The 22,227-nt window shown below is 49.8% G+C and carries 16 protein-coding genes; 5 read left to right on the forward strand and 11 right to left on the reverse strand.

Features of this window, described 5'->3' with window-relative positions:
• Positions 1 to 164: 164 nt before the first annotated feature.
• Both ACO0K3_RS11000 and ACO0K3_RS11005 read left to right on the forward strand, forming a co-directional pair.
• On the forward strand, positions 165 to 1,370 hold the full coding sequence (locus ACO0K3_RS11000; protein WP_422984516.1) for a M20 aminoacylase family protein: 1,206 nt from the start codon (positions 165 to 167) through the stop codon (positions 1,368 to 1,370).
• Between the two features lie 108 nt (positions 1,371 to 1,478).
• Entirely contained in the window at positions 1,479 to 2,060 is a 582-nt protein-coding gene (locus ACO0K3_RS11005; RefSeq protein WP_422984517.1) for an ATP-dependent Clp protease proteolytic subunit, read from the forward strand.
• A gap of 280 nt (positions 2,061 to 2,340) precedes the next feature.
• On the opposite strand, the gene ACO0K3_RS11010 is transcribed toward ACO0K3_RS11005, so the two are convergent.
• The 10 genes from ACO0K3_RS11010 to ACO0K3_RS11055 form a co-directional block, all read right to left on the reverse strand.
• Complete coding sequence (locus ACO0K3_RS11010) at positions 2,341 to 4,080, reverse strand: methyl-accepting chemotaxis protein (RefSeq protein WP_422984519.1); 1,740 nt, start codon at positions 4,078 to 4,080, stop codon at positions 2,341 to 2,343.
• A 279-nt stretch (positions 4,081 to 4,359) separates the two neighbouring features.
• The gene (locus ACO0K3_RS11015) at positions 4,360 to 5,964 is read right to left on the reverse strand and encodes a methyl-accepting chemotaxis protein (RefSeq protein WP_422984521.1); all 1,605 of its coding nucleotides are present in this window, start codon (positions 5,962 to 5,964) and stop codon (positions 4,360 to 4,362) included.
• 251 nt (positions 5,965 to 6,215) lie between these two features.
• Positions 6,216 to 6,596 (reverse strand): hypothetical protein, encoded by a 381-nt coding sequence (locus ACO0K3_RS11020; RefSeq protein WP_422984845.1) that lies wholly within the window; start codon positions 6,594 to 6,596, stop codon positions 6,216 to 6,218.
• Positions 6,597 to 6,639: 43 nt separating this feature from the next.
• Positions 6,640 to 7,842 (reverse strand): hypothetical protein, encoded by a 1,203-nt coding sequence (locus tag ACO0K3_RS11025; RefSeq protein ID WP_422984523.1) that lies wholly within the window; start codon positions 7,840 to 7,842, stop codon positions 6,640 to 6,642.
• A 500-nt stretch (positions 7,843 to 8,342) separates the two neighbouring features.
• Positions 8,343 to 9,374: a TonB family protein gene (locus ACO0K3_RS11030; protein WP_422984525.1), complete on the reverse strand. Its 1,032-nt coding sequence runs from the start codon at positions 9,372 to 9,374 to the stop codon at positions 8,343 to 8,345.
• Between the two features lie 262 nt (positions 9,375 to 9,636).
• A complete protein-coding gene (locus tag ACO0K3_RS11035; protein ID WP_422984527.1) occupies positions 9,637 to 11,859 on the reverse strand; it encodes a TonB-dependent receptor in 2,223 nt (740 codons plus the stop codon).
• 192 nt (positions 11,860 to 12,051) lie between these two features.
• Entirely contained in the window at positions 12,052 to 13,536 is a 1,485-nt protein-coding gene (locus tag ACO0K3_RS11040; protein WP_422984529.1) for a metallophosphoesterase family protein, read from the reverse strand.
• A gap of 210 nt (positions 13,537 to 13,746) precedes the next feature.
• Entirely contained in the window at positions 13,747 to 14,097 is a 351-nt protein-coding gene (locus ACO0K3_RS11045; protein ID WP_422984531.1) for an energy transducer TonB, read from the reverse strand.
• A 329-nt stretch (positions 14,098 to 14,426) separates the two neighbouring features.
• The gene (locus ACO0K3_RS11050; RefSeq protein ID WP_422984533.1) at positions 14,427 to 14,912 is read right to left on the reverse strand and encodes a methylated-DNA--[protein]-cysteine S-methyltransferase; all 486 of its coding nucleotides are present in this window, start codon (positions 14,910 to 14,912) and stop codon (positions 14,427 to 14,429) included.
• A gap of 64 nt (positions 14,913 to 14,976) precedes the next feature.
• Positions 14,977 to 16,467 carry an AlkA N-terminal domain-containing protein gene (locus tag ACO0K3_RS11055; RefSeq protein WP_422984535.1) on the reverse strand — a complete coding sequence of 497 codons (1,491 nt, stop codon included), beginning with the start codon at positions 16,465 to 16,467 and terminating at the stop codon, positions 14,977 to 14,979.
• Positions 16,468 to 16,684: 217 nt separating this feature from the next.
• On the opposite strand from ACO0K3_RS11055, the gene ACO0K3_RS11060 reads away from it, so the two are divergent.
• The 3 genes from ACO0K3_RS11060 (at position 16,685) to ACO0K3_RS11070 (ending at position 21,677) form a co-directional block, all read left to right on the forward strand.
• Positions 16,685 to 17,926, forward strand: a complete 1,242-nt coding sequence (locus ACO0K3_RS11060; RefSeq protein ID WP_422984847.1) for an MFS transporter — start codon at positions 16,685 to 16,687, stop codon at positions 17,924 to 17,926.
• A gap of 224 nt (positions 17,927 to 18,150) precedes the next feature.
• A complete protein-coding gene (locus ACO0K3_RS11065) occupies positions 18,151 to 19,323 on the forward strand; it encodes a pyridoxal phosphate-dependent aminotransferase (protein WP_422984537.1) in 1,173 nt (390 codons plus the stop codon).
• 179 nt (positions 19,324 to 19,502) lie between these two features.
• On the forward strand, positions 19,503 to 21,677 hold the full coding sequence (locus tag ACO0K3_RS11070) for a M3 family metallopeptidase (RefSeq protein WP_422984539.1): 2,175 nt from the start codon (positions 19,503 to 19,505) through the stop codon (positions 21,675 to 21,677).
• 134 nt (positions 21,678 to 21,811) lie between these two features.
• Here the strand turns inward: ACO0K3_RS11070 and ACO0K3_RS11075 are convergent, their stop codons facing one another.
• On the reverse strand, positions 21,812 to 22,159 hold the full coding sequence (locus ACO0K3_RS11075; protein WP_422958996.1) for an energy transducer TonB: 348 nt from the start codon (positions 22,157 to 22,159) through the stop codon (positions 21,812 to 21,814).
• Between the last annotated feature and the right edge of the window lie 68 nt (positions 22,160 to 22,227).

The raw sequence follows: 22,227 nt of genomic DNA on the forward strand, positions 1-22,227 counted from the left end.
CGCGCAATGGCGTCCGTCATCTCGACAAAAAATGCTTTACACTAAAATATTACCGAGGCTGAAACTTGGCACGACAATCAGCCAGACCAAAAATTTACGCAATTACAACATACACTGCGCCCTATTTTGGCGCAAGACTTGAACGTTGTTGCACGGAGACCGACATGCAAATACTCGATCCTATCGACCCGATCCTCGCATTCCATAGCGAAATACAGCAAATACGACGTGATATCCACGCCCATCCAGAACTCTGTTTTGAAGAACACCGCACCTCAGACGTCGTCGCCGGCAAGCTGCAAGAATGGGGAATACCAGTTATTCGCGGTCTCGGCACCACCGGCGTCGTCGGCATCATCAAACATGGCAGCAGTTCGCGCGCGATTGGCTTGCGGGCGGACATCGATGCACTGCCCATGCAAGAAATCAACAGCTTCGCCCATACCTCTAAACACGAAGGCAAAATGCATGCCTGCGGCCATGACGGACATACGGCAATGCTGCTCGGTGCAGCACATTATTTATCACGCCACCCGGTCTTTGATGGCACGGTATATGTGATTTTTCAGCCAGCGGAAGAAGGCGGTGGTGGGGCAAAACGTATGATGGACGACGGCTTGTTTGAGCAATGTCCGATGGATGCAGTATTTGGCATGCATAACTGGCCAGGCGCAGCCGTCGGTAGTTTCGGCGTCACCGCCGGGCCGATGATGGCGTCCTCGAATGAATTTGAGGTCATCGTGAAAGGCAAAGGCGCCCATGCAGCGCAACCGCATAAAGGCATTGATCCCATTATCGTCGCCATCCAGATCGCCCAAAGCTGGCAGACCATCGTCAGCCGCAACGCCAGTCCGCTGGAGTCGGCGGTGCTGTCAGTGACCCAGATTCACTCAGGTAGTGCGACCAATGTGATTCCTGACGACGCAACGCTGATCGGTACCGTACGCGGTTTTAGTACAGAGATGATTGATCTGATTGAAAGCCGGATGCAAAAAATCGCCGAGCACACCGCGGCGGCCTTTGACGCGCAGGTCGATTTCAAATTCAAACGCAATTATCCACCGCTGATTAACCACACCAAAGAGACGGCCTTTGCCACGGAAGTCATGCGCTCGGTGGTTGGCGATACACAAGTCAATGACAAGGTTGAACCGACGATGGGCGCAGAAGATTTTGCGTTCATGCTGCAAGCCAAACCCGGCTGCTACGTGTTTCTGGGCAACGGTGATGGCGAACATCGTGAGATGGGCCATGGCCTCGGCCCCTGCAACCTGCACAATCCTAGTTATGACTTCAATGATGACTTGCTGCCGATCGGTGCGACTTATTGGGTCAGGCTGGCGGAAGCCTACTTGAAAAAAACAACTTGATAGCCATCTATTTGGACAAATTACTTAGGCTAACTTACCTACGCTAAATTTCAGGTTCTTTCCCGGAATTTCGCATTAACTTCACAACTAAAGCACAAGGGCATACTCATGGCAGACGATAAAGACAACAACGACGCAGCACGCAGCCCTTTTCTCGAAGAAAAAGCGTTTAAATCACGTACCGTACTGGTATTTGGAACGATCAACGACAAACTCGCCTCCGAAGTCAGCAAACGCCTGATCGCGCTAGCTGCCGAATCCAAGGATCCGATCACCATGCTGGTCTCATCACCGGGCGGTCATGTGGAATCTGGCGATGTGATCCACGACATGGTGCGCTTCATCGACGCGCCGGTGAATATGGTCGGTACAGGCTGGGTCGGCAGCGCTGCGGTCAATGTCTTTTTATCAGTACCAAAAGAACGCCGCTATTGCCTGACCAATACCCGCTTCCTGATTCATCAGCCTAGCGGCGGCGCGGGCGGACAAGCAAGTGATATCGCCATTCAGGCACGTGAGATCGTCAAAGTCCGTGAGCGCATCGCCGGCTTAATCGCCCGCGAATCTGGTCAGACACTGGAAAAAGTAACCGCCGATATCGACCGCGATTACTGGATGACCGCCAGCGAAGCGCAAGACTATGGTCTGGTCTCGAAGATCATTGTCAAGCAAACTGAACTGGCAGGATAGAACATCGGTCAATACTGCGATTATTGACATACTGGGTAGCAGTATTATTTAATGCACTAGATAAGATATGCGGATTGAGGCATATTTTGATATATAGCAGGGGGAGTATATTTTACCCTGCTATTTTTTTGCCTGTGCTGGGCATCTCTATATCCAGCTGGGATAGAGCGCTTCAAGCGCTTGAAGTGCGAATGTAGCCAATCCTTGAAGACCCGAACCATCTGGATAAGCGGCCAAGGTGCTATTCAACACCACTTGGTCGCCTGCCAGATTTGCCAACTCAGAACTCTTCCCAATCATCTGTTGCCGCCGCGGCGACTTTGGGTTTAGCCGCACCGGTGCTGCTGTGTCGCTGAGTAGCGACGGCTGGTTTCGGTAAGGCGCGGGCAGCGGGTTTGGGCTTGCCTGCGACAGGAGCAGCGCGTTCTGCGGTGACTGTGGACTTACGAGAAGCAGCAGAATTGACGCTGGCCTGATCGAGTTTAAATACACTGACGACCTCACTGAGGTTCGCAGCCTGATCCTGCAAGGCTTTTGCCGCTGCCGCGGCCTCTTCAACCAGAGCGGCATTCTGTTGTGTCACCTGATCCATCTGGGCAATGGCAGTATTGATCTGATCAATCCCTGAGCTTTGCTCGGCACCGGCCGCCGTGATTTCGCTAATGATGTCGCTTACCCGTTTAACACTTTCGACGACCTCGTGCATCGTACTACCGGCCTGATCCACCAGCCGCGATCCCTGATCCACTTTGTCGACCGAATCATTGATCAGCTCTTTGATCTCTTTTGCCGCACTCGCAGAACGTTGAGCGAGATTGCGCACTTCGGACGCCACCACTGCGAATCCCCGTCCCTGCTCACCGGCACGAGCGGCCTCAACAGCGGCATTCAATGCCAGAATATTCGTCTGAAACGCAATGCCATCGATGACGCCGATGATGTCGACGATTTTTTTCGATGAGGCATTGATCGAGCCCATGGTATCGACCACTTGCGAGACCACGTCACCACCTTTCATGGCGACCTGTGTCGCAGAGAGCGACAACTGATTCGCTTGCCGCGCATTATCGCTATTGTGTCGGACGGTCGAGGTGATTTCTTCCATGGAGGATGCCGTTTCTTCCAATGAACTGGCCTGGGTTTCGGTGCGGTTGGACAGGTCCATATTCCCCTCCGCAATCTGCATCGATGCCGAGGCGATCTGATCGGTACCGCTGCGGACTTCGCTGACGACTTTCAGCAAACTGGCGTTCATTTCTTTGAGCGCCTGTAGCAACATGCCGGTCTCGTCTTTGCTGGTCACGTCGATGTGACTGGTCAGATCTCCGGACGCTACCGTTTGCGCGACCTTGACCGCATGCTGCAATGGGCTGGACACAACGTCAGCAATCCAGTATGCAAGTGTGAGACCCAGCACAATACTTGCCGTCAATACGCCGATAATCCACAAGCGCGAACTCTTATACACTTCCGTACCGTGCTGATATGACGCCGCTCCGCCTTCGCTATTAATTTTTACCAGCTTATCGACCATCGTACGGATTTGCGTATTCAGCTTGGACGACTCATTACGTAAGATAGCGGTCGCATCCTTGGTGTTACCGTCATGCGCCAGAGTCGCCATTTTGTCGGAGAGTACGAGATAACTGCTCATCAATTTCAGGTACTCATCAAACTCGGCTTTTTCTTGCGACGAGCTGATTAATGCTTGATATTTTTTTTCGTTTTCTTTGAGTCCGATGACCGCCTCTTTGACTCGTCCGGCATATTTGTCTGCCTCTTCGGGACTCTCGGCAGAAGCGACTTGCGCTTCTTGCGAACGGATACGCGATACACGCTCTTTAATGCCCATTGCGGCATCGACGCTAGGCATCCAGTTGGTGCCAAGATCGGTCGTGGTCTGATTGACCTGCGCTAATTGATAGATGGAGAATATACCGAGAAAGCTGGTGAGCAACAGCAAGATGATAAAGCCCACAAACAGTTTTGCAGAAATCCTCAAGTCATAAAACAATTTCATGGTAAGCCCTTCCAATGAGGTACGAACGATGGGGAATTGCCAAACAAGATGCCAAAAACAAAAGTGCTGGTTAACGAATATACGCGTGATTACGGGAAAAATATACGTTTTGCACTGCGGAATAAGATTATTTTTACACAAGGCATAGGCGTAAAAAAACCCGCCTTAGCGCTATCTGGCGGGTTTTGAGAGAGCGTGACTATGTGGCTATTTTGCCATTTATTTTACTAGTCACTTTACTATGCAGCTCTTCATTGAATTCAATTCAATTCAATTTATTTAATCCATTCCTATCGCTCGTGGCTGATACCCCTGAGCTCTGGCGGCAGGGCTGGCTGGATGAGTGGTCGCAGCACGCGTCGGCGATGCTGACGACAGCTTGAACACATCGAGTGCGCTGGTCAGATGATCGGCCTGCTCCTCCAGGGATTCGGCTGCAGCAGCAGCTTCTTCTACCAGTGCGGAATTCTGTTGCGTCATCTCATCCATCTGACCAATAGCAATGCTAACCTCCTGGATGCCTGCACTTTGCTCCTGGCTCGCAGAGGTAATTTCAGCCATGATGTCACTGACACGCTTGACCGATGCGACTATCTCATCCATGGTGTGGCCCGCCTGATCAACCAGATTTGATCCGACAGTGACCTTATCCACAGAATCGCCGATCAGAGTTTTAATCTCTTTGGCCGCCGCTGCACTGCGTTGCGCCAGATTCCGCACCTCAGCAGCCACAACCGCAAAACCACGACCCTGTTCACCAGCACGAGCCGCTTCCACCGCGGCGTTCAACGCAAGAATATTGGTCTGAAAAGCGATGCCGTCAATCACACCGATAATGTCGACGATTTTTTTCGATGAATGATTAATCTCTGCCATCGTCGTGACAACCTGACTCACGACCTGACCGCCTTTTACCGCGACATCTGATGCGCTCTCAACCAGCTGATTCGCCTGACGCGCATTGTCAGCGTTTTGCTTAACGGTATCGGTCAGTGTTTCCATCGAGCTTGAGGTCTCTTCCAGGCTGCTCGCTTGTGATTCTGTGCGGCTGGACAAGTCGGCGTTGCCGGATGCGATTTCTGCGCTGGCGACTTTGATGGTTTCTGCCGAGGTTTTGATATCCGCAACCATGTGTTGCAAACGTTCCTGCATTTCTTTGAGCGCCGCCAGCAAACTGCTTGTATCGCCCGCATCCATCTCAATATTCATGCTCAGATCACCCGCAGCAACTGCTGCTGCAATCTCACGCGCATATTCTGGTTCGCCACCCAATTGCTGCCAGATCGTACGCACGACGAAGAACGAAACAATACCGAGAGATACCGTCACGATCAGGGCAACTAAGATGCTGGTATAAAGCACGTTGCGCACGTTGTCACCGCTTTTTTCAACCCCTGATGCAAATTGTTTTTGTGCGCTCTCTACTGTTTTTGCCAGATCGGCTTCCAATACTTTTAAAGCGCTTTGCATTTTGCCGATTTCAGACTGAGGATCGCCTTGCTCAATCTCCATCATGATCTTGGCAACTTTGATAGCAGGTACGTAGTAGGCATCGAATTCAGCAGTCAACTTATCTGCCAATGCCTTTTGTCCCGGAACTTCGCCGAGCTTTTGCAGTTTTTCTTTGACTTTTTTGGCGCTCTCGGCAACCACGTCGATACGTTTTTTATCGCCTTCGGATACAGCATCTTTGAGTGCATCGGTCAGGCCGCGCACATCTGCAGAAAGAATCTTCGCCCTATCTAGTACCGGATAGTCCACATTTTCAGTTGTCTTAATTGAAGAAATCGCTGTCGTAGAAAAATATACGCTGACTGCAAGTCCTACGCCAAAGATAACCGTTGCGATGATTGGCAATGCCCAAATTCTGCGTTTGATACTCATATCGTGCGCCTTTAATTGTGTCTGTATGTAATGTTTATTATTAAAAAGTGCTGATGAAATTCATATTGATTAAACTTACATTGATTGCATCTGGACAGATCATCAGAGAATAATCAAATCCACCACAAGGCTATGTGATGGATTTGTCTGTCGCTTATGTTAATCGCTCATTCAGGATTAACCCGAGAGACAGCAAAGTCGTATTCCGAAACGGGCAATACGACTTACACCGGTCACGCATTATTTTTCCATTATGGCAAAGTTGCTACCACTTTAACGGAAGAATCTACGGCTGATTTTTCAATATAACCGATCAGGTTAGGATCTGCTGCAATCGCCTTCTTCACGTCAGCACTCGACCCGTACTCTTTGGGTAAGGTCCCTTTACCGGTAAACACCAGTTTCGACCAGATCGCCTTTACCTGCGACGCCTCTTTATCAGCAAGCTTTTTATAGAACTCACCGCGTATCGATGAACTCTCGGGCTGGTCGACCGGAGTCAGTGCCGTGGACTTACCCAAAAAGTATTGCGCTGCCTGCTCTGAACTCATTTGCGGCGCTGCATTTTTTGGATTGACGACGACGACGACTTCAGCAGCGATCGCTGTTGCTGTCGCAGCAGTCAGAGTCATGGCCAACAGTATTGTTTGAATTGTTTTCATATCGGCTCTCTCCTTAAAATACAAAATCAATAGCAGCCGCGAACACGGTCACAGGACCAGTGAAGCCTGGCTTAGGATTGAGGAAAGTCCCAGACCCGCTATCCGGAGAAAAGCGATCTAATTGCAATTTCAGATCCGCAGATTTACTGAAATCCCAGCGCAGGCCAACACTATTACTGGTTTGAATCGGCGCAAGGGAGGCAAACGTATTCGCACCGGCTGTCAGGCCAGCAAGAGGACCTGTCGTCGGCAAACCAGCGACGGTTCTTGGGCTATCCTGCTTCACAGAGGCATGGTGATAATAGGGAGTAAATTTGCCCATACGATAGCCGAACATGGTGTACCAGGAAGTCGTATCTGGCAGTGACAGGCTTTCAGATTTGCGAACACCGTATTCTGACTGGACAATCATGTTTTTCCAATCAACCCCTAAGCCAAGCGAAGTAAAACTCGCCTTGTTATCGTGAATTTTCAGGCTATTAGCTGCCGACACAAAACCATATTTTGTCAGGCCACCAACAACGGCATTGAGGGATACGGAATCATCGACATCAAACTTGGTGGCGATATGACCAAAACGTACTGTGAACGGACCGTTTTCCAGAACCAGGTTAACTCCGGCAATACTAGTGAATTTAGCTGTGTAAGAATTACCGTTACCTTTGGTTTCGGACTTACCGATTGCGACTTGACTAGTCAATGTGCTGTCACCAAATGAGGTTTGGTAAATCGCGTCGATACCATCCACATTTTGCAAATTGACCTGACTATACATTTCAACCGGCGGACGCAAATACGTATTTGAATAGCCGACATTGAGGTAATCAGAAATCATATAGACGGGCAAACCCATGCGTCCCACACGGATACTCAGATTATCAGTTGCCTTAAATTTGGCGAATGCCCAGGCCAGTTCTGCACCGAACTCATCGGTGACATGCTTGCTGACCAAGCCTTGTCCGGTCAACGATAACCAGTCATTCATCTTGGCTGTCGCCTGAATGCCAAAGTTAGAATCGACGCCCATTTTTGCACTTGATTTGACGCCGGCCAATTGCCCCACACGCGCAAATTCTGCATCATCGGTATTCGATCGCGTCAGTGCAGCCGTACCAAAACCGCTGATAGTGACAGTAGGGCCGTCAGTCGAGTCGGCGTAAGCACTTGAGATTGCCAGAGGCAATGCCAGCAAAGCCAGATAAGGTGTTAATTTCATTTTCTCTCCTTGAGTTTTTTCGTTCACGCGAATTTCTTCCTTGAACTACAACAATCATTTGCTGGCGGAAGATGCGCAGAAATGAGGTGAAAAGCAGAAATGTGCTAACGGCATTGGCACACTTCGGGCGAAGCCGAAGATTGCCATAAGGCAATTTTATAATCTAGTAAAGTTGACATTTGTTATCATTTCCAGCCTAGATTAGACGATTAGAGGTATTAATCAAGTTAACCAAAAATTTCCTAGCTATTTCGCAACAGAATTGTGACTTTTGTTGTCTTTCCTAGTTTGCTGCTCAGGTTTGGTTTAGAGTGGTTAGTTAATTATTTTCAGATTTAATCGCTCTATCCACGACTAAGCAGCATCTCCATAAGTCGCTTAATTTCACTGGCCTGCTCCAACTTAATCACAGATGTGCAAACCGCTTTACCAACTCTTCGCCCTCTCTTTGCCTGCCCCTTAAAGCTGATCCACAGATTAATCAATACCCTGATTCCAGCTCAATTACTTTGTTTCAGCGCAAATTCGACGATCGTTGTTTGCGGACTGGAGATAGGGGCGTAACGCCATTGTGATGCGGCAGCAATGACTTCTTTGTCGAAGTACTTTAGAGGCTTCGATTTGATGATATCGACCTGGTTGACTTTGCCGTCTGTGCCGATGCTGATACGGGCGCTGACGACTCCCTCAGTGACTCCTGCCTGGATTGCAGTTTGCGGAAATACTGGCTGTACGCTGGACATCAACTTCAATGCATTTTGAAAATTAAAATCAACCACTTTGGTTTGCGGCGCTGGTAGCGGTGCGTATCGCCACTGCGCTGCGGCTGTCATCACCTCCTTGTCGAACACCTTGACTGGCCTGGCTTTAAGGATCTCGACCTGAGTCACTTTACCGTCGACGCCAATGCTGAGGCGCGCACTTACACTGCCCTCGGTTATTCCGGCAAGTACAGCTGCAGAGGGAAATGCGGGCGGCACACTCGAAATCAGTCTCGGCGCAAGCTGATCCGGTACAAGTTGAACTGATGTAGTTGCAGGCGTAGTTGCCGGAGTCGTTGCCGGTACTGCGACCGTAGCGCCTGAAGTCAGCGTTACCGCCGGTTGCGCAGAGGTCGCTTGCGATGTTTTCTGTGCATTGGCTACCACGGCTGGGGTGGACTCATTCGTTCTGACAAGGACAGCGGGAGGCTGTGTAGCAACTGCCGGTGATTTTGGCAGCTCATGTACAGGAACTGGTATCGGTGCCGGTGTCGACTTAAGCTCTCGTTCTGCCAAGATCTGCTTCTGCTTTGCCTCTTCCGCCAACTGGGCCGGTGTTTTAGTCGATGCCATTTCCATCCATTTAGTCACATCGGCCGTTTCCTCGGTATGGCGGATCGCATTTTTTACCAGTCCGGTCGGTGCAGATGGTGCCTGAGCAGAGACGGACGCCGTGCTGGACGCCGATTCTGTTGCAGATTTTTTTTGACATGCTGCAAGCATTGCAAACGCACAGAAAATACACAAGCTCGTCTCAACAGAATGTCTCATCGCCCAGTCTCCGTTTATCTATTTTATTGTGCATTACTACGAACGGGGACTTGATATTTTTTGTTCTTTTCTACTTACCCGACTCGTTAAATTCATACTAAAGCGAGAAATGAATATGAGCAAATAGTGTAGCTACATTTAGTTGTTTATCGAACGCATTCTTGCTCTTTGATTATTGTCACCATCAGGGAAAGGCTAAAACAAAAAACCTCTTCTTTTCAGAGAAGAGGTTTTAGATAAATACTAAGGCGAGGATCAGCTATTAGAAATCTGCACTGATCGAAACACCCCAGCTGCGCTCAGCCTGAAAGCTGTATTGATCGAATGCGACACCCTTACTATTGGCAGATACCGACGTCACGTCCTGCTTATTCAGCAAATTATTGATACCGATCTGTGTCTTGATGTTTTTGACCAAGGCTCCCATTTCTTTCCAGCGATAACCAACGGTCAGGTCGGTAGTCGTGTAAGCAGCAATTTTATATGCGGCCGGTTCGCCGTCTTTACCGTATTGGGATCCGACTGTTTTTGCGATCAGTGATCCATACAAACCGTTGGCTTTGTAAAGGACTCCAAATGCTGAGGTCGACTCTGGCGCTTTCGCGACCTGCAGGTTGGTATCTTTGGTTTTTGCGCTGTTAATTGATCCATTCACGTGCAAAGAAAAACCACTGCCGACATAGTAAGTCGCCGCCGCTTCCATACCTTTATAAACAACACCACCCTGGTTGTAATACACCAGATCATTGCCGGTACCCGTGGAAGCAATTTTGTTATTGAAATCGATGTAATACACATCCGCATCAAATGTCAGATTGCTAGACTGATGCACGGTACCCAACTGATAATTCGTTGACGTCTGCGGTTTAGGTGTACTCAGGTTAGGATTGTTCACATAGAACATCGACAAATCCGGCACCAGAAAACCTTTGGCAACCTGCGCGTATGCCGACCATTCTTTATTGACGCTGTAATTCACGGTCAAAAAAGGGAGAGTGGTCGAGTAGGTCTGATCTGCCTGAGTAGGAATGCGCGTTGTCTGATTAACCGGGGCGTCCAAAGAACGCTGGAAATTTACATACTTCACGCCAGGCGTTACCGTCCATTGAGGCGCGACTGCCCATTCAAATTCAATAAAAGGCTGGTACTGCTTCCATGAAGAACGCTGGTCGTAGGAAATCGTTTTTGGTGCTGTCGATTCCTTCGGATTAGGAACGCCTAATGTCCAGTCAAGATCATACGTATGACGGTTGGTGTTTGAACTTTCCAGCCAGACACCAGCACGCAATAAGCCGGCGTCGAGTCTATTCGTTGCCTTGAAAATATCACCGTTCACACGATACGAATTCAGCTTGTTATAACCAGGGACATTCTTATTGCCTGCCGGTCCGGCTTTTGTGCCGTTAGCGGTAGCACCGCTGGCATCCTGCCCAGAGTAGGTATCGTTATTGTAGGCATAGGTATACAGCACGTTATCGATGCCCCAGCCTGCCAATTTTATTTGCAGGCGGATATATTCAAAATCCGTCGTCTTGTTATTGTAGTTATAGCCAAAATAATTCTGACTCGTTGGATCATTGTTCAAAGCGTAGTTTTTGCCAAATTGCGCAACCTGACTCAGGGTCGAGGGTCCTTTATCCGGCACATAGCTATGAATTTTGTTATAAGTAGAAAATACCGTAACGACGGTATCGCTACCAAAATTGCGTTGTGCCTTGAACTGATAATTGTCTTCGGTCACGCCACTGCATGACAGATAGCCGTCCGTGCTTAAACGCGAGGCATTGAACATAAAGCTCATGTCACCAAAATTGGCGAGCTGGCCGCTATCAATCTGCGCACCCAGCATCTTGGTATTCCATGAACCAAACGTTGCATATGGGGTGAAATGGAAATCTGGCGATAATTCTTTAGAAAACAGATTAATAGATCCGCCGAAAGTCGCTTGCCCGAGGTTGCTGGCGTTACCCGGACCACGCTCAATCACCATGCCGCCAATAATCCGTGCGGGGAAATAGGATGTGGAGTGATGTGTAGGATTGTTGGTATCGCCAAAAGGAATACCGTCATACGTCATATTGTATTCGCCATCCTGAAAGCCACGCAGAGTAACTTTAGTTTCCGCCAGACCAGGGCCATTTGCGGAAACGCCGCCGCCAACACTAGGAGCGATACGGGCAACTGCATTGAAGTCGGCGAGCGGTGTCACCGCTTGTTCAATAAAGGTGGCGGTGATGATGGACTGCGGCTGCGTCGCTTTTAATGATGCCTGAACCGGTGCACGATTGGCAGCGCTAGAACCAGTGATCACCACTTTATCTTTGATCGCATTGGCATCCAGGGCGGAGCCGGATTCAACTACGGCATCTTGTGCCACTACCACGCTTTGCGCCTGGGAATAGGTTTGCGCGGTCATTAAGCTGACGGCGATCAATACTTGTGCCGACATGACGCGACGGGTAAATTGCTGCTTGCGATCCATCATATTGCCTTCCTGATTATTTCTCGGTGGGTAAAAATTCCACGAGTGTAGGAAAGCGCTATGACGTGATGATGAACAAAAAATGACAATTCAATGACACTACAACAAAAAAACGGAGCACTTGACTCCGCTTTTTTTAATTGCCCATTTTTTGACTAGCTTGTACTGAGCTTATTACTTTAGTTATTACTTAGGTTATTGCGTCATGAGTTTGCATTTTGTTTTGCCATCTGACATCAGGCACGCCGTCATGAGTTTGCCCGTCTTGTCCCAGGACTGCATTTTCCAGCCTTCAGCAATCCGCTCCATAGTCATGAATCCGACTTCATTCGAATTACTGAAATGATCGACCTCTGCAGCAGAAAAAGGTGTGGTGCCAGCAGGTATCTGATTTGGCAACGCCTGATCCAAAGAGGATCCTCCGTTACCGGAGACGAATTGTGTCGGATGACCGGATGTAAAACTGATCGCCTCAAACAAATGCACATGGCCAGATAAGGTTGCATGTACTTTGCTTGGGAACAGTCGTACCGGATGATAGTTTTGCATCAGGCTTTGCAAAGCCGCGTTGCCTGGTTTAAATTCGACGGCTTCCCCTTTTTTCCGGTCCGATGCAAACCCGAGTATCGGATGATGATTGATAAAGAAATTAAAATCCGCCTGCTCGGACAACTGATCCACCGCCTGAAATTGTTGCATATAAATTGCATAGGCAGGATCGGTTTTCGCGATTGCTTTACCCGGAATTTTGGCAGAATCAAACACGATGAGTTGCGCGTTTTGTTCTCCAAATTTACCCAGTGGCACGGCATAAGGCGGACTGTAGTCACCACCCATATCGTCCTGCTCCAGATTGCAATCACGCCCCGCCTGTAAAGGACGTGGGTCCATCATGCGCCACCAGCCTTGTCCTGCACGAATACAGGATTCATGGTTGCCGCGAACAACAACCCAGGGAGCGACTTTGAGCAAAGGGGCTGCTGGCGTAAAAAAATCCGCCTTCCAGGTATCCCAGCCATAACCCCATGGACTGCCTGCGCACTCAGCATTACCTTCAGGGCAACGGTTCTCACGATAGTGGTAATCACCGACGTGAATCACCAGATCGGGTTTAAATTCTGCCGCCGTTTTGATCACATCATAAAAAGCCCATTTACTCGCATCATTGCATGGCTGAAAATAATTATCGGCCTTTTTCAGGCGACAACCGGTATCGCCGATCACCAGAATTTTTTGCGGCACCGGCTTCGGTAAGGGCAAAGTCTGGCCATTGATACTAGCTACTCTGGTCGCTGGATTGAGAATCGCTTCACAGGTCAACACCGGAAAATCCGATGCTTTGGAGTCCTCGGTACTACTCGCCGTCTTACGTTGTGCGACGCTGCCCGAAGCGGCACGCACGGTCATAGTCTGGGCAACGCCGTCTTGTATCAGAACTGGGCACATAGTTGCTCCGGTAATACTGCGGGCAATCGCCTGGCCTTGTTCACCCAATACGACCCAGTTAAAGCCTTGTTCCGAAACAAGAGCGCGCTGAGATACTGTCGATGTTTGTGATGATATAGAGGTGACGGAAGTCACCGGTGCCGTCGTACTGCAGGCGCTGAATGCACCAATAAGGCCAACGATAATTAATCGCTGAAGGCAGTATAACGAAGTAGAAGAAAAACCATGCTTCATGAAATATCCCGGGCTATCAATGACGAAAAATATGTCTCATATAGCTTAACCGCAATTTGTTTCCGGGGGATGAATCGGGATTGTATATTCTTGTAACCTAGAATTATTGATTAATCTGTGCGGAGAATGTGATGCGTCAGAAAAATTTTTTATGCCGACGGTGCATAAAAAAAAGAGTCGTTACTGACTCCCTTTTTGTATTGTTGAACATTATTGCATGACCCAAGCGAAGGAAATATTGTCCCATTTATTTGGCTTGCTATGGCTGGCGAGGGACTTGAAATTACAGTCTTTCAAGGCAGTCAGAGAGGCATTGTCCAAGCTGCGATAGCCGCTGGATTTGACCACCTTTGCGTCAACCACCTTACCCTCTTCGTTCGTCATGAATTGTAATTTCACCAGGCCTTCTTCACTCAGGCTGATCGATTTATCAGGGTAAGCCGGAATATCGCAGCTCTTTGTTTCAAACGGATTTTTTGCCTCGCTGGCAAAAACTTGCGCAGAAACTACAGACATGAACAAGGCAGAGATAGCGCACAAACGACGAGTAGTGATGAACATACATCCTCCGAAAATTTGAGATGAGAGTGAAGCAAATGGCGACGCAATAGTGGCTGCAAGATGTTTGATTCGTTCCTAAAAACGCTGCAGGTGGATTCACTATAAAGAGCAATTCATCTCATTAAAAATTGATTATTCGAATAGGAGATATTCCCAAAAACCATAATAGTTGCCTTGCATCAAGGCAGTGCGAGAGGGCATATTCGCTTGATATTACTTTTCTCCAGGCCAGTGCAGATATCGTCTGTCCAGCACTATTCATGCGCTTTTTCTATCTGATTTGGTGCAATAAATTTTTTCTGTTTTTTTAAAAAAAACTGGTTTTTTTGTCAGGCGAATAAAGATGCCTCTTCTAACGCTAACAAACGCTGTTTGTTTTGCACGCCTCCGGCATAACCGGTCAATGCGCCATTGCCTGCAATCACACGGTGGCAGGGGATAATGATGGAAATAGGATTACGCCCGTTGGCAGCACCCACCGCGCGTACAGCCGCCGGATGCTGAATCTGTTTCGCCAGTTCGCCATAACTAACGGTGGTGCCGTAAGGGATGCGGCGCAAGGCTTGCCAGACCGTTTGCTGAAATGCAGTTCCAGCAGAGCAATCCAGCGGCAGATCAAAGTCTTGGCGTTGCCCGGCAAAGTACTCAGCCAGTTGATGTCGTGCCCGCTGCAAGACAGGATGATCAGCTTGCTCATGCCAGCCTTGGCATCCTTTGAAATGTTTATGTTCTTCAAAATAAACGCCCGCTAATCCCTGCTGACTGGCGGCAATTAACAACATGCCGACCGGACTTGGATAATTTATATAAAACATCGTCGTTTCCTTATTTATTAAATTCAACATATTCTGCGCATGAACGAACCCGCTTATTTCTTATTTATTCCTTACTTAGCGAATGCCATAACAGTAAAGCTGCATAAGCGCGCCAGGGCGACCATATGGCAGCACGCGCCAACAATTGTTTTTCAGTCAGACGGGTATCCGGTGCAATCGCCGCTGCTTTTTGTAAAGCCAGATCACCTGCCGGAAACGCATCGGGATAACGTAGTGCACGTAAAGCGATGTATTGCGCCGTCCATTCACCAATACCGACTATGGTTTTTAGCTCGGTGACGACATCGTCAAAACCTCGTCCTGATTGCCTTTGCAAACCTCCGCTGAGTGCAAAACGGGCGACGTTTTGTATCGTCGCGGCACGGGTTCCGGGCACACCAATTCCGGCGATGTCTTCCACGGGCAATCCGGCAAGCCGCTCCGGGCTGGGGAAATGAAAACCTACTGCAGCAAACGGCGTGCTGACCGGTTCGCCAAATCGTTGCACCAGACGCCCCGAAACAGTCGTGGCACCGGCAACGCTGACTTGCTGCCCGAGTACCGCACGAATAGCCAGTTCAAATACATTAAAAGCGCCAGGCACTCGCAAACCCGGCGTCCTCGCTAGTTGTACCGCCAATAAAGGATCAGTCGCCAGATGCGCTTGAATCACGACAGGATTGGCCTCCAGATCGCATAATTGTCTGACCTTGGCGATCAACGGCATCAACACGGAGGACAGACCAGGTGCCACTTGCAAAGCGATCTGCTGTTTGTCAGGCAGATGGCTGATTTGTAACCAGCCAGTTTTACCTTCGAGCTGGACGCTGCGCACATATGAGGCTTTACCGTCCTGCTCAATCACAGCCTCTAGCCCCGGCATGGCCCGACCGCGCAGATACGCCAGCAAGGCGTCCCAGGCAAACGGTGGCCGGTAAGCAAGGCGCAATACCATTCCGTCGCTCTCGGCAGCAGCGGTACGGCGTATTGATCCGGGTGCCATTTTGTAACGCTCGGCAAATAAGGCGTTGAAGCGACGCACACTACCGAAGCCTGCGGCATACGCGACGTCCGTCATCGGCAGATGGGTTTCCTGCAATAGTTTTTTGGCGAATAACAGGCGCTGTGTCTGCGCTAATTCGACCGGAGTCACCCCAAACTGTTGCTGCAATACGCGTCGTAACTGCCGCGACGATAGGCCAACCTGCTCCGCAAGCGCTTCAATTCCGCTTTCATTCAATGCTCCTGCAGCGATACGTTGCCACACGGCATATGCCAGATTTTGCTGAAGTGCATAGGGCGCTAATTCAGGACGACAACGCAGGCAGGGACGAAAACCCGCGGCTTCGGCTGCCGCTGCAGAACTGTAAAAGCTGCACGATGATGGGCGCGGCGTTCTGACTGAACAGATTGGGCGACAATATATTCCAGTCGTACTCACACCAGTAAAAAAGACGCCATCGAAACGACTATCTTTGGCAGACAACGCCCGATAGTAATAATGATCACGCTCAGCGTCATCCTGAAAATGTGAGGGAAAAGCGAAAGTATCCATAAGCATCTTTATACGGCATTCTCATTAGACGATCTAGCCGTTTTCGGACAGATCAGGCTGATGATGTCCAACACCTCAGCGCAGTTAAATATCTGACTGCTTGCGGCAACAAGTACTGCACCAAAGCGTCATGGTCAAAGCAGCAGTCCACATGACAATGCGGTTTGCGCTACACTCGATTTCCGGCTTTACTTACTCGTTTTTTGCGAAATCTCTCATGACCTCCTCCGCATCCCACAATTCCACTGCGCCTGTGAGCGCCCCAGATCTGAAAACCGTGCTGCTGGCGAGCGGTTTTATCCTGACCCTGGCAATGGGTGTACGACACGGTTTTGGCTTCTGGCTGCAACCAATCTCACAGGCACATGGCTGGACACGCGAAACCTATTCGCTTGCCAACGCGATGCAAAATCTGATGTGGGGCGTCTTTGGTCCGTTCGCCGGAATGGTGATCGATAAGTTTGGTACGGCACGGGTGATTGTGGTTGGCGCGTTCTTATATGTCGCGGGATTATTGTGGATGGCGATGGTTGATCAGCCGGGCTTATTTATCATGGGATCCGGTATCCTGATTGGTGCGGCACTCGCATGTACCTCATTCGGCGCAGTCAGTGGCATCATCGGCCGTAGTGCTCCCGAGGCCAAGCGCTCATGGGCGTTTGGCATGTCCTCTGCAGCCAGCTCTTTCGGCCAGTTTGTGATGATGCCGGTCGAACAGCAACTGATCAATCATACGGGCTGGCAAAATGCATTTTATATCCTGGCCGCTATGCTGCTGGCAGTTATGCTGCCAATGGCCTATAAGCTGCGCGAGCCGCCGCTGGTGCATGCAAGCGGTCCGCAGCAAAGTATTATGGAAGCGATCCGCGAAGCCTTTGCTTACAAGCCTTTTTTGCTGTTAGTCGCTGGCTATTTTGTATGCGGCTTCCAGGTGGTATTTATCGGTGTACATATGCCAGCGTATTTGAAAGATAAAGGCATCATGGATCCGAATGTGGCGGTGATCGCTCTGGCGCTGATAGGCTTGTTTAATATTTTCGGCTCTTACTATGCAGGCAAACTCGGTGGCATGTTTCCCAAGCGCTATCTGTTGTCGTCAATTTATATCAGCCGGAGCGTCGTCATTGGTCTGTTTCTGCTGGCACCGTTATCCGCGTATTCTGTGTATATTTTTGCTGCCGCGATGGGGGTATTATGGCTGTCAACTGTGCCGCTGACTAATGGCGTCATTGCTGGAATTTTTGGTCTCAAATATCTATCGATGCTGTCGGGATTCGTGTTCTTTTCGCATCAGGTGGGCAGCTTCCTCGGTGTCTGGCTGGGTGGTTATATCTATACCCGCATGGGTAATTATGATGTGGTCTGGATGGTCGTTCTGGCACTGGGAGTATTTGCGGCGCTGGTGAATCTGCCTATCAATGAGAAACCCATCACGCGCACGACGGCCGTCGCGGCTTGATATGAAAATACGTCTGACATGGCCAACCATACTGTGCGCCCTGATATTGGCAGCGGTACTGTTACTCACGTTCATGGCGTATCTACAGCCTTCATTTATTCTGGATCTCGCCAACCGTTTCGTACTTTGTTGACGTAGCCTATGCAAAACGCGTCCCGTCTCTATGGATGAAATGTGCTCTCATTATTTGTGAACCAAGATAATCCGTTTGACTAAGGTAGCTCATGACATTTCCCCAAGCTCGCCCCGTCGTTCAGCAGTTAGGTGCCTCACAAATTCGTGAGGTCGCCAATGCCGGTATCGGTCTCACCGACGTTTTACCGTTCTGGTTCGGCGAGCCGGATCAGGTGACACCACCCTTCATTCGCGAGGCAGCTAAACAGGCTCTGGATGCAGGCGACACCTTTTATACCCATAACTATGGCATCCCCGCACTACGCACTGCCATTGCAGCTTATTTGTCGGGCCTGCATCAAACAATCGCACCCGAGCGCGTCGCGGTGACCTCGTCGGGCGTATCCGCCTTGATGCTGGTGGCACAGACCCTGCTAAATCCTGGCGATCGTGTCGTTGCGGTAACACCACTGTGGCCAAATCTGATCGAGATACCCAAGATACTGGGTGCCGAGGTAGTGAAAGTCGTCTTGGAATTTGGTCATAGCTGGGAACTTGATCTGCAAAAATTACTGGACGCCTTAACACCCGGTACCAAAATGCTGATGTTAAATTCGCCGAACAACCCTACCGGCTGGGTTATGCCGCGACATCAACAGAAAATCGTACTCGACCATTGTCGCCAGCATGGCATCTGGATTTTGTCCGATGACGTATATGAAAGACTGGTGTACGCGGAGCAGCCACATCAAGCACACTGCGCCGCGTCTTTCCTGGATATTGCTACGCCGGAGGATCGTCTGGTGTCGACCAATAGTTTTTCTAAAGCTTGGCTGATGACGGGCTGGCGGTTAGGCTGGATCGTCGCACCGGCCAGCGTGATGGAGGACTTGGGCAAACTGATTGAATTCAATACCTCATGTGCACCTGGCTTCATCCAGAAAGCGGGAATTACCGCGTTGGAACAAGGTGAAGATGTACTGCGGCACACGCTAAGCCGTTACCAGGCTGCCAGAGATTTTTTATACCAGAACCTGAACGCCTTGCCGGGTGTCACGGCGCCTTTGCCTAAGGGAGCGATGTATCTGTTTTTTCGGGTCGACGGAGAGAAAAACACCTTGGACCTGTGCAAGCGCCTGGTCAAAGAAGCAGGACTAGGCTTAGCGCCGGGAAGTGCCTTTGGCCCGGAAGGAGAAGGCTATGTGCGCTGGTGCTTTGCCAGCTCTGTCGACAGTCTGGCCTTGGGCGTCGATCGCCTGAAAAATTATCTGGCAACGCGGTAATTCTGGTTTTTTCTTAGATTGCAGGGTTGAGTCAATCATCCATGTAGATGAATTCTGTAGAAACAGTCTGAACTCAGCGCAGTCCGACATGTCACAGCATCAGTCAGCATTTTCCATTACGCAGCCTGATGCTATGATGGACTTTCTGTTTTCCCCAACACAACTTAGAAAAGACCTCCATGTCCAAATCCCTGTTCATGTTGCTCTGTTCCAGCCTGGCAATCCATACCAGTCTGGCAGCAGATACTCCGCCAGCCAATCCGGCAAAAATCGACGGCGCAATGGTACGCAGCGCCTTCGCTAGCAATCCTTTTTACACAGCCAGCACGCTGGCGTATGAAATGCCGGCATTCGACAAGATTCAGGATGCACATTATGCGCCGGCATTTACCGAAGGGATGCGCCAGCATGCCGCGGAGATCAATGCTATCGCTGACAATACTGCCAAGCCGACATTCGAGAACACGATTGTGGCGATGGAGCGTTCCGGTCAATTGTTGGGCAGAGTATCTACCGTATTTTTTAACATGGCGAGTGCCAACACTAATCCTGCGATTGAAGCGCTCTCCCGCGATCTGGCACCTAAGCTGGCAGCCCACCGGGACGCGATCAATCTGAATGCCAAATTATTTGCGCGCGTCAACGAGATCTATAGCCAGCGCATGCAACTAGCACTGGATGCCGAATCACGCCGTTTGCTGGAGCGTTATTACACCGACTTTGTTCGTGCTGGTGCCAAATTATCTGACATAGATAAAATCAAACTGAAGTCACTAAACGCCGAATTGGCAAGCCTGGGCACGACATTCAGCCAGAACGTATTGAAAGAAACGAATGCGTCTGCCTTGATTGTCGATACCAAGGCAGAGCTGAAAGGCTTATCCGACAGTGAGATCGCTAGCACGGCAGAAGCCGCCAAAGCCCGCGGCCTGCCTGGCAAATACCTGATCGCACTCATGAACACCACCGGCCAGCCTTATGAAGCGCGCCTGAGCAACCGTCCACTGCGTCAGCGTCTGCATGAAGCCTCTGTGGAGCGCAGCAATCATGGCGGCGAATTTGATAATCGTGAAGTCGCCATTAATCTGGCCAAACTGCGCGCCGAACGCGCTGTCCTGCTCGGTTATGCCAATCATGCCGCTTATCAGCTAGAAGATGCAACAGCCAAAACAACGGATGCTGTGAATAAGATGTTGCGTGAACTTGCACCGGCAGCAGTCGCTAACGCAAAAAAAGAGGCGGCTGAAATGCAGAAACTGATCGATGCGAAAAAGGGCGGCTTTAAGCTTGCTGCGTGGGACTGGTCGTTCTATAGCGAACAAGTACGCAAAGCCCAATACAGTTTTGATGATAGCCAGCTACGTCCGTATTTTGAACTAGACAATGTGCTGCAAAAAGGGGTGTTCTTTGCTGCGACACAGCTATATGGCATCACCTTCAAAGAGCGCAAAGACTTGCCGGTATATAACCCGACGGTGCGCGTTTTTGAGGTATTTGATGCGGACGGCAAGCCACTGGCTTTATTTCTGGCAGATATGTATGCACGCGACAATAAGCGGGGCGGAGCCTGGATGAATGCCTATGTGCAGCAATCCGGATTGTTTGCGCAACGCCCGGTTGTCGCCAACCATCTGAATATTCCGCAACCACCGGCAGGTCAGCCAACCTTGCTGACTTACGATGAAGTCAGGACCGCCTTCCATGAATTTGGCCATGCGTTACACGGTATGTTCTCGAACGTCCGCTATCCGCGCTTCTCAGGCACCAGCGTGCCTAGGGATTTTGTTGAATACCCTTCGCAAGTCAATGAAATGTGGGCAGTATGGCCAGAGATTCTGAAGAACTATGCGCATCACTATCAGACTGGACAGGAAATGCCGCCAGAGCTGTTAGCCAAGCTGTCGGCAACGGCGAAATTTAATCAGGGCTTCGCCACCACGGAATATCTGGCAGCATCCCTGTTAGATCAGCGCTGGCATCAACTTACACCGGCGCAAATTCCGGCCGATGCGCTGGCATTTGAGGCAAGTGCATTGAAACAGGCAGGTGTCGATTTTGCACCGGTACCACCACGTTATCGCAGTACCTATTTTTCACATATTTTTGCCGGTGGCTATTCGGCAGGCTATTACGCGTATCTATGGAGTGAAGTGCTCGATGCCGACACGGTAGACTGGTTTAAAGAAAACGGAGGGCTAAGTCGCAAAAACGGCGACTGGTTCCGCCAGCAACTGCTGTCGCGCGGTGGCAGCGTGGATGCAATGGAATCGTTCCGCAACTTCCGTGGCCGTGATGCACAGATCGAACCTTTATTGCTACGCCGCGGTTTAAAAGCAGATACGAATGCAAAATAAATCAGGTAACTGCCAGGGCAGTTACCCTCTATTGAGCTGACTCACGAATATCAACAAAGACATGCCGGTAGATCGTGTGTATAAAAAAAGGAGCCGGTGGCTCCTTTTTTAACATCAAAATATACTCAGAATACTTACTCAAGTTTCCAGACAAAATCCACTTTAGTCCAGAGCTGTTCCGCCTTACCGTCCTTGGTTCCTGGCTTGAATTTGCACAAGCTTAATGCGGTCAGCGCAGCTTTATCAAGACTCTTGGAACCACTCGATTTTTCAACTTTAGACTCGGACACTTTGCCGTCGGTAGCAACCAGGAAACCCAGAGACACCGTACCGGTTTCTTCATTCATCAACGCCGCCTTCGGATACTTAGGAGGGTCGCAGGACTTATTATCAATCACAGGTGCAACCTCTGCTGCCAACGCAGAACTGGCAGCCGCCGCGAGCAAAAATGCACTGGCGATGGAAGATAAACATGCTTTCATAAGTTAACTCTTCTTTTTCAAATTGAGATCAAAATTGTGCCACAAACTACGCTAAACACAAACTGGCA

Origin of the sequence: Undibacterium sp. Rencai35W (assembly GCF_049340185.1) — a bacterium.
Lineage (GTDB): Bacteria > Pseudomonadota > Gammaproteobacteria > Burkholderiales > Burkholderiaceae_D > Undibacterium.

What these genes read in the sequence shown, in the direction of transcription:
- ACO0K3_RS11000 (WP_422984516.1), top strand. Translation starts at nt 165, where the DNA reads ATGCAAATACTCGATCCTATCGACCCGATCCTCGCATTCCATAGCGAA.
- ACO0K3_RS11005 (WP_422984517.1), top strand. Translation starts at nt 1,479, where the DNA reads ATGGCAGACGATAAAGACAACAACGACGCAGCACGCAGCCCTTTTCTC.
- ACO0K3_RS11010 (WP_422984519.1), bottom strand. Translation starts at nt 4,080, where the DNA reads ATGAAATTGTTTTATGACTTGAGGATTTCTGCAAAACTGTTTGTGGGC.
- ACO0K3_RS11015 (WP_422984521.1), bottom strand. Translation starts at nt 5,964, where the DNA reads ATGAGTATCAAACGCAGAATTTGGGCATTGCCAATCATCGCAACGGTT.
- ACO0K3_RS11020 (WP_422984845.1), bottom strand. Translation starts at nt 6,596, where the DNA reads ATGACTCTGACTGCTGCGACAGCAACAGCGATCGCTGCTGAAGTCGTC.
- ACO0K3_RS11025 (WP_422984523.1), bottom strand. Translation starts at nt 7,842, where the DNA reads ATGAAATTAACACCTTATCTGGCTTTGCTGGCATTGCCTCTGGCAATC.
- ACO0K3_RS11030 (WP_422984525.1), bottom strand. Translation starts at nt 9,374, where the DNA reads ATGAGACATTCTGTTGAGACGAGCTTGTGTATTTTCTGTGCGTTTGCA.
- ACO0K3_RS11035 (WP_422984527.1), bottom strand. Translation starts at nt 11,859, where the DNA reads ATGATGGATCGCAAGCAGCAATTTACCCGTCGCGTCATGTCGGCACAA.
- ACO0K3_RS11040 (WP_422984529.1), bottom strand. Translation starts at nt 13,536, where the DNA reads ATGAAGCATGGTTTTTCTTCTACTTCGTTATACTGCCTTCAGCGATTA.
- ACO0K3_RS11045 (WP_422984531.1), bottom strand. Translation starts at nt 14,097, where the DNA reads ATGTTCATCACTACTCGTCGTTTGTGCGCTATCTCTGCCTTGTTCATG.
- ACO0K3_RS11050 (WP_422984533.1), bottom strand. Translation starts at nt 14,912, where the DNA reads ATGTTTTATATAAATTATCCAAGTCCGGTCGGCATGTTGTTAATTGCC.
- ACO0K3_RS11055 (WP_422984535.1), bottom strand. Translation starts at nt 16,467, where the DNA reads ATGGATACTTTCGCTTTTCCCTCACATTTTCAGGATGACGCTGAGCGT.
- ACO0K3_RS11060 (WP_422984847.1), top strand. Translation starts at nt 16,685, where the DNA reads ATGACCTCCTCCGCATCCCACAATTCCACTGCGCCTGTGAGCGCCCCA.
- ACO0K3_RS11065 (WP_422984537.1), top strand. Translation starts at nt 18,151, where the DNA reads ATGACATTTCCCCAAGCTCGCCCCGTCGTTCAGCAGTTAGGTGCCTCA.
- ACO0K3_RS11070 (WP_422984539.1), top strand. Translation starts at nt 19,503, where the DNA reads ATGTCCAAATCCCTGTTCATGTTGCTCTGTTCCAGCCTGGCAATCCAT.
- ACO0K3_RS11075 (WP_422958996.1), bottom strand. Translation starts at nt 22,159, where the DNA reads ATGAAAGCATGTTTATCTTCCATCGCCAGTGCATTTTTGCTCGCGGCG.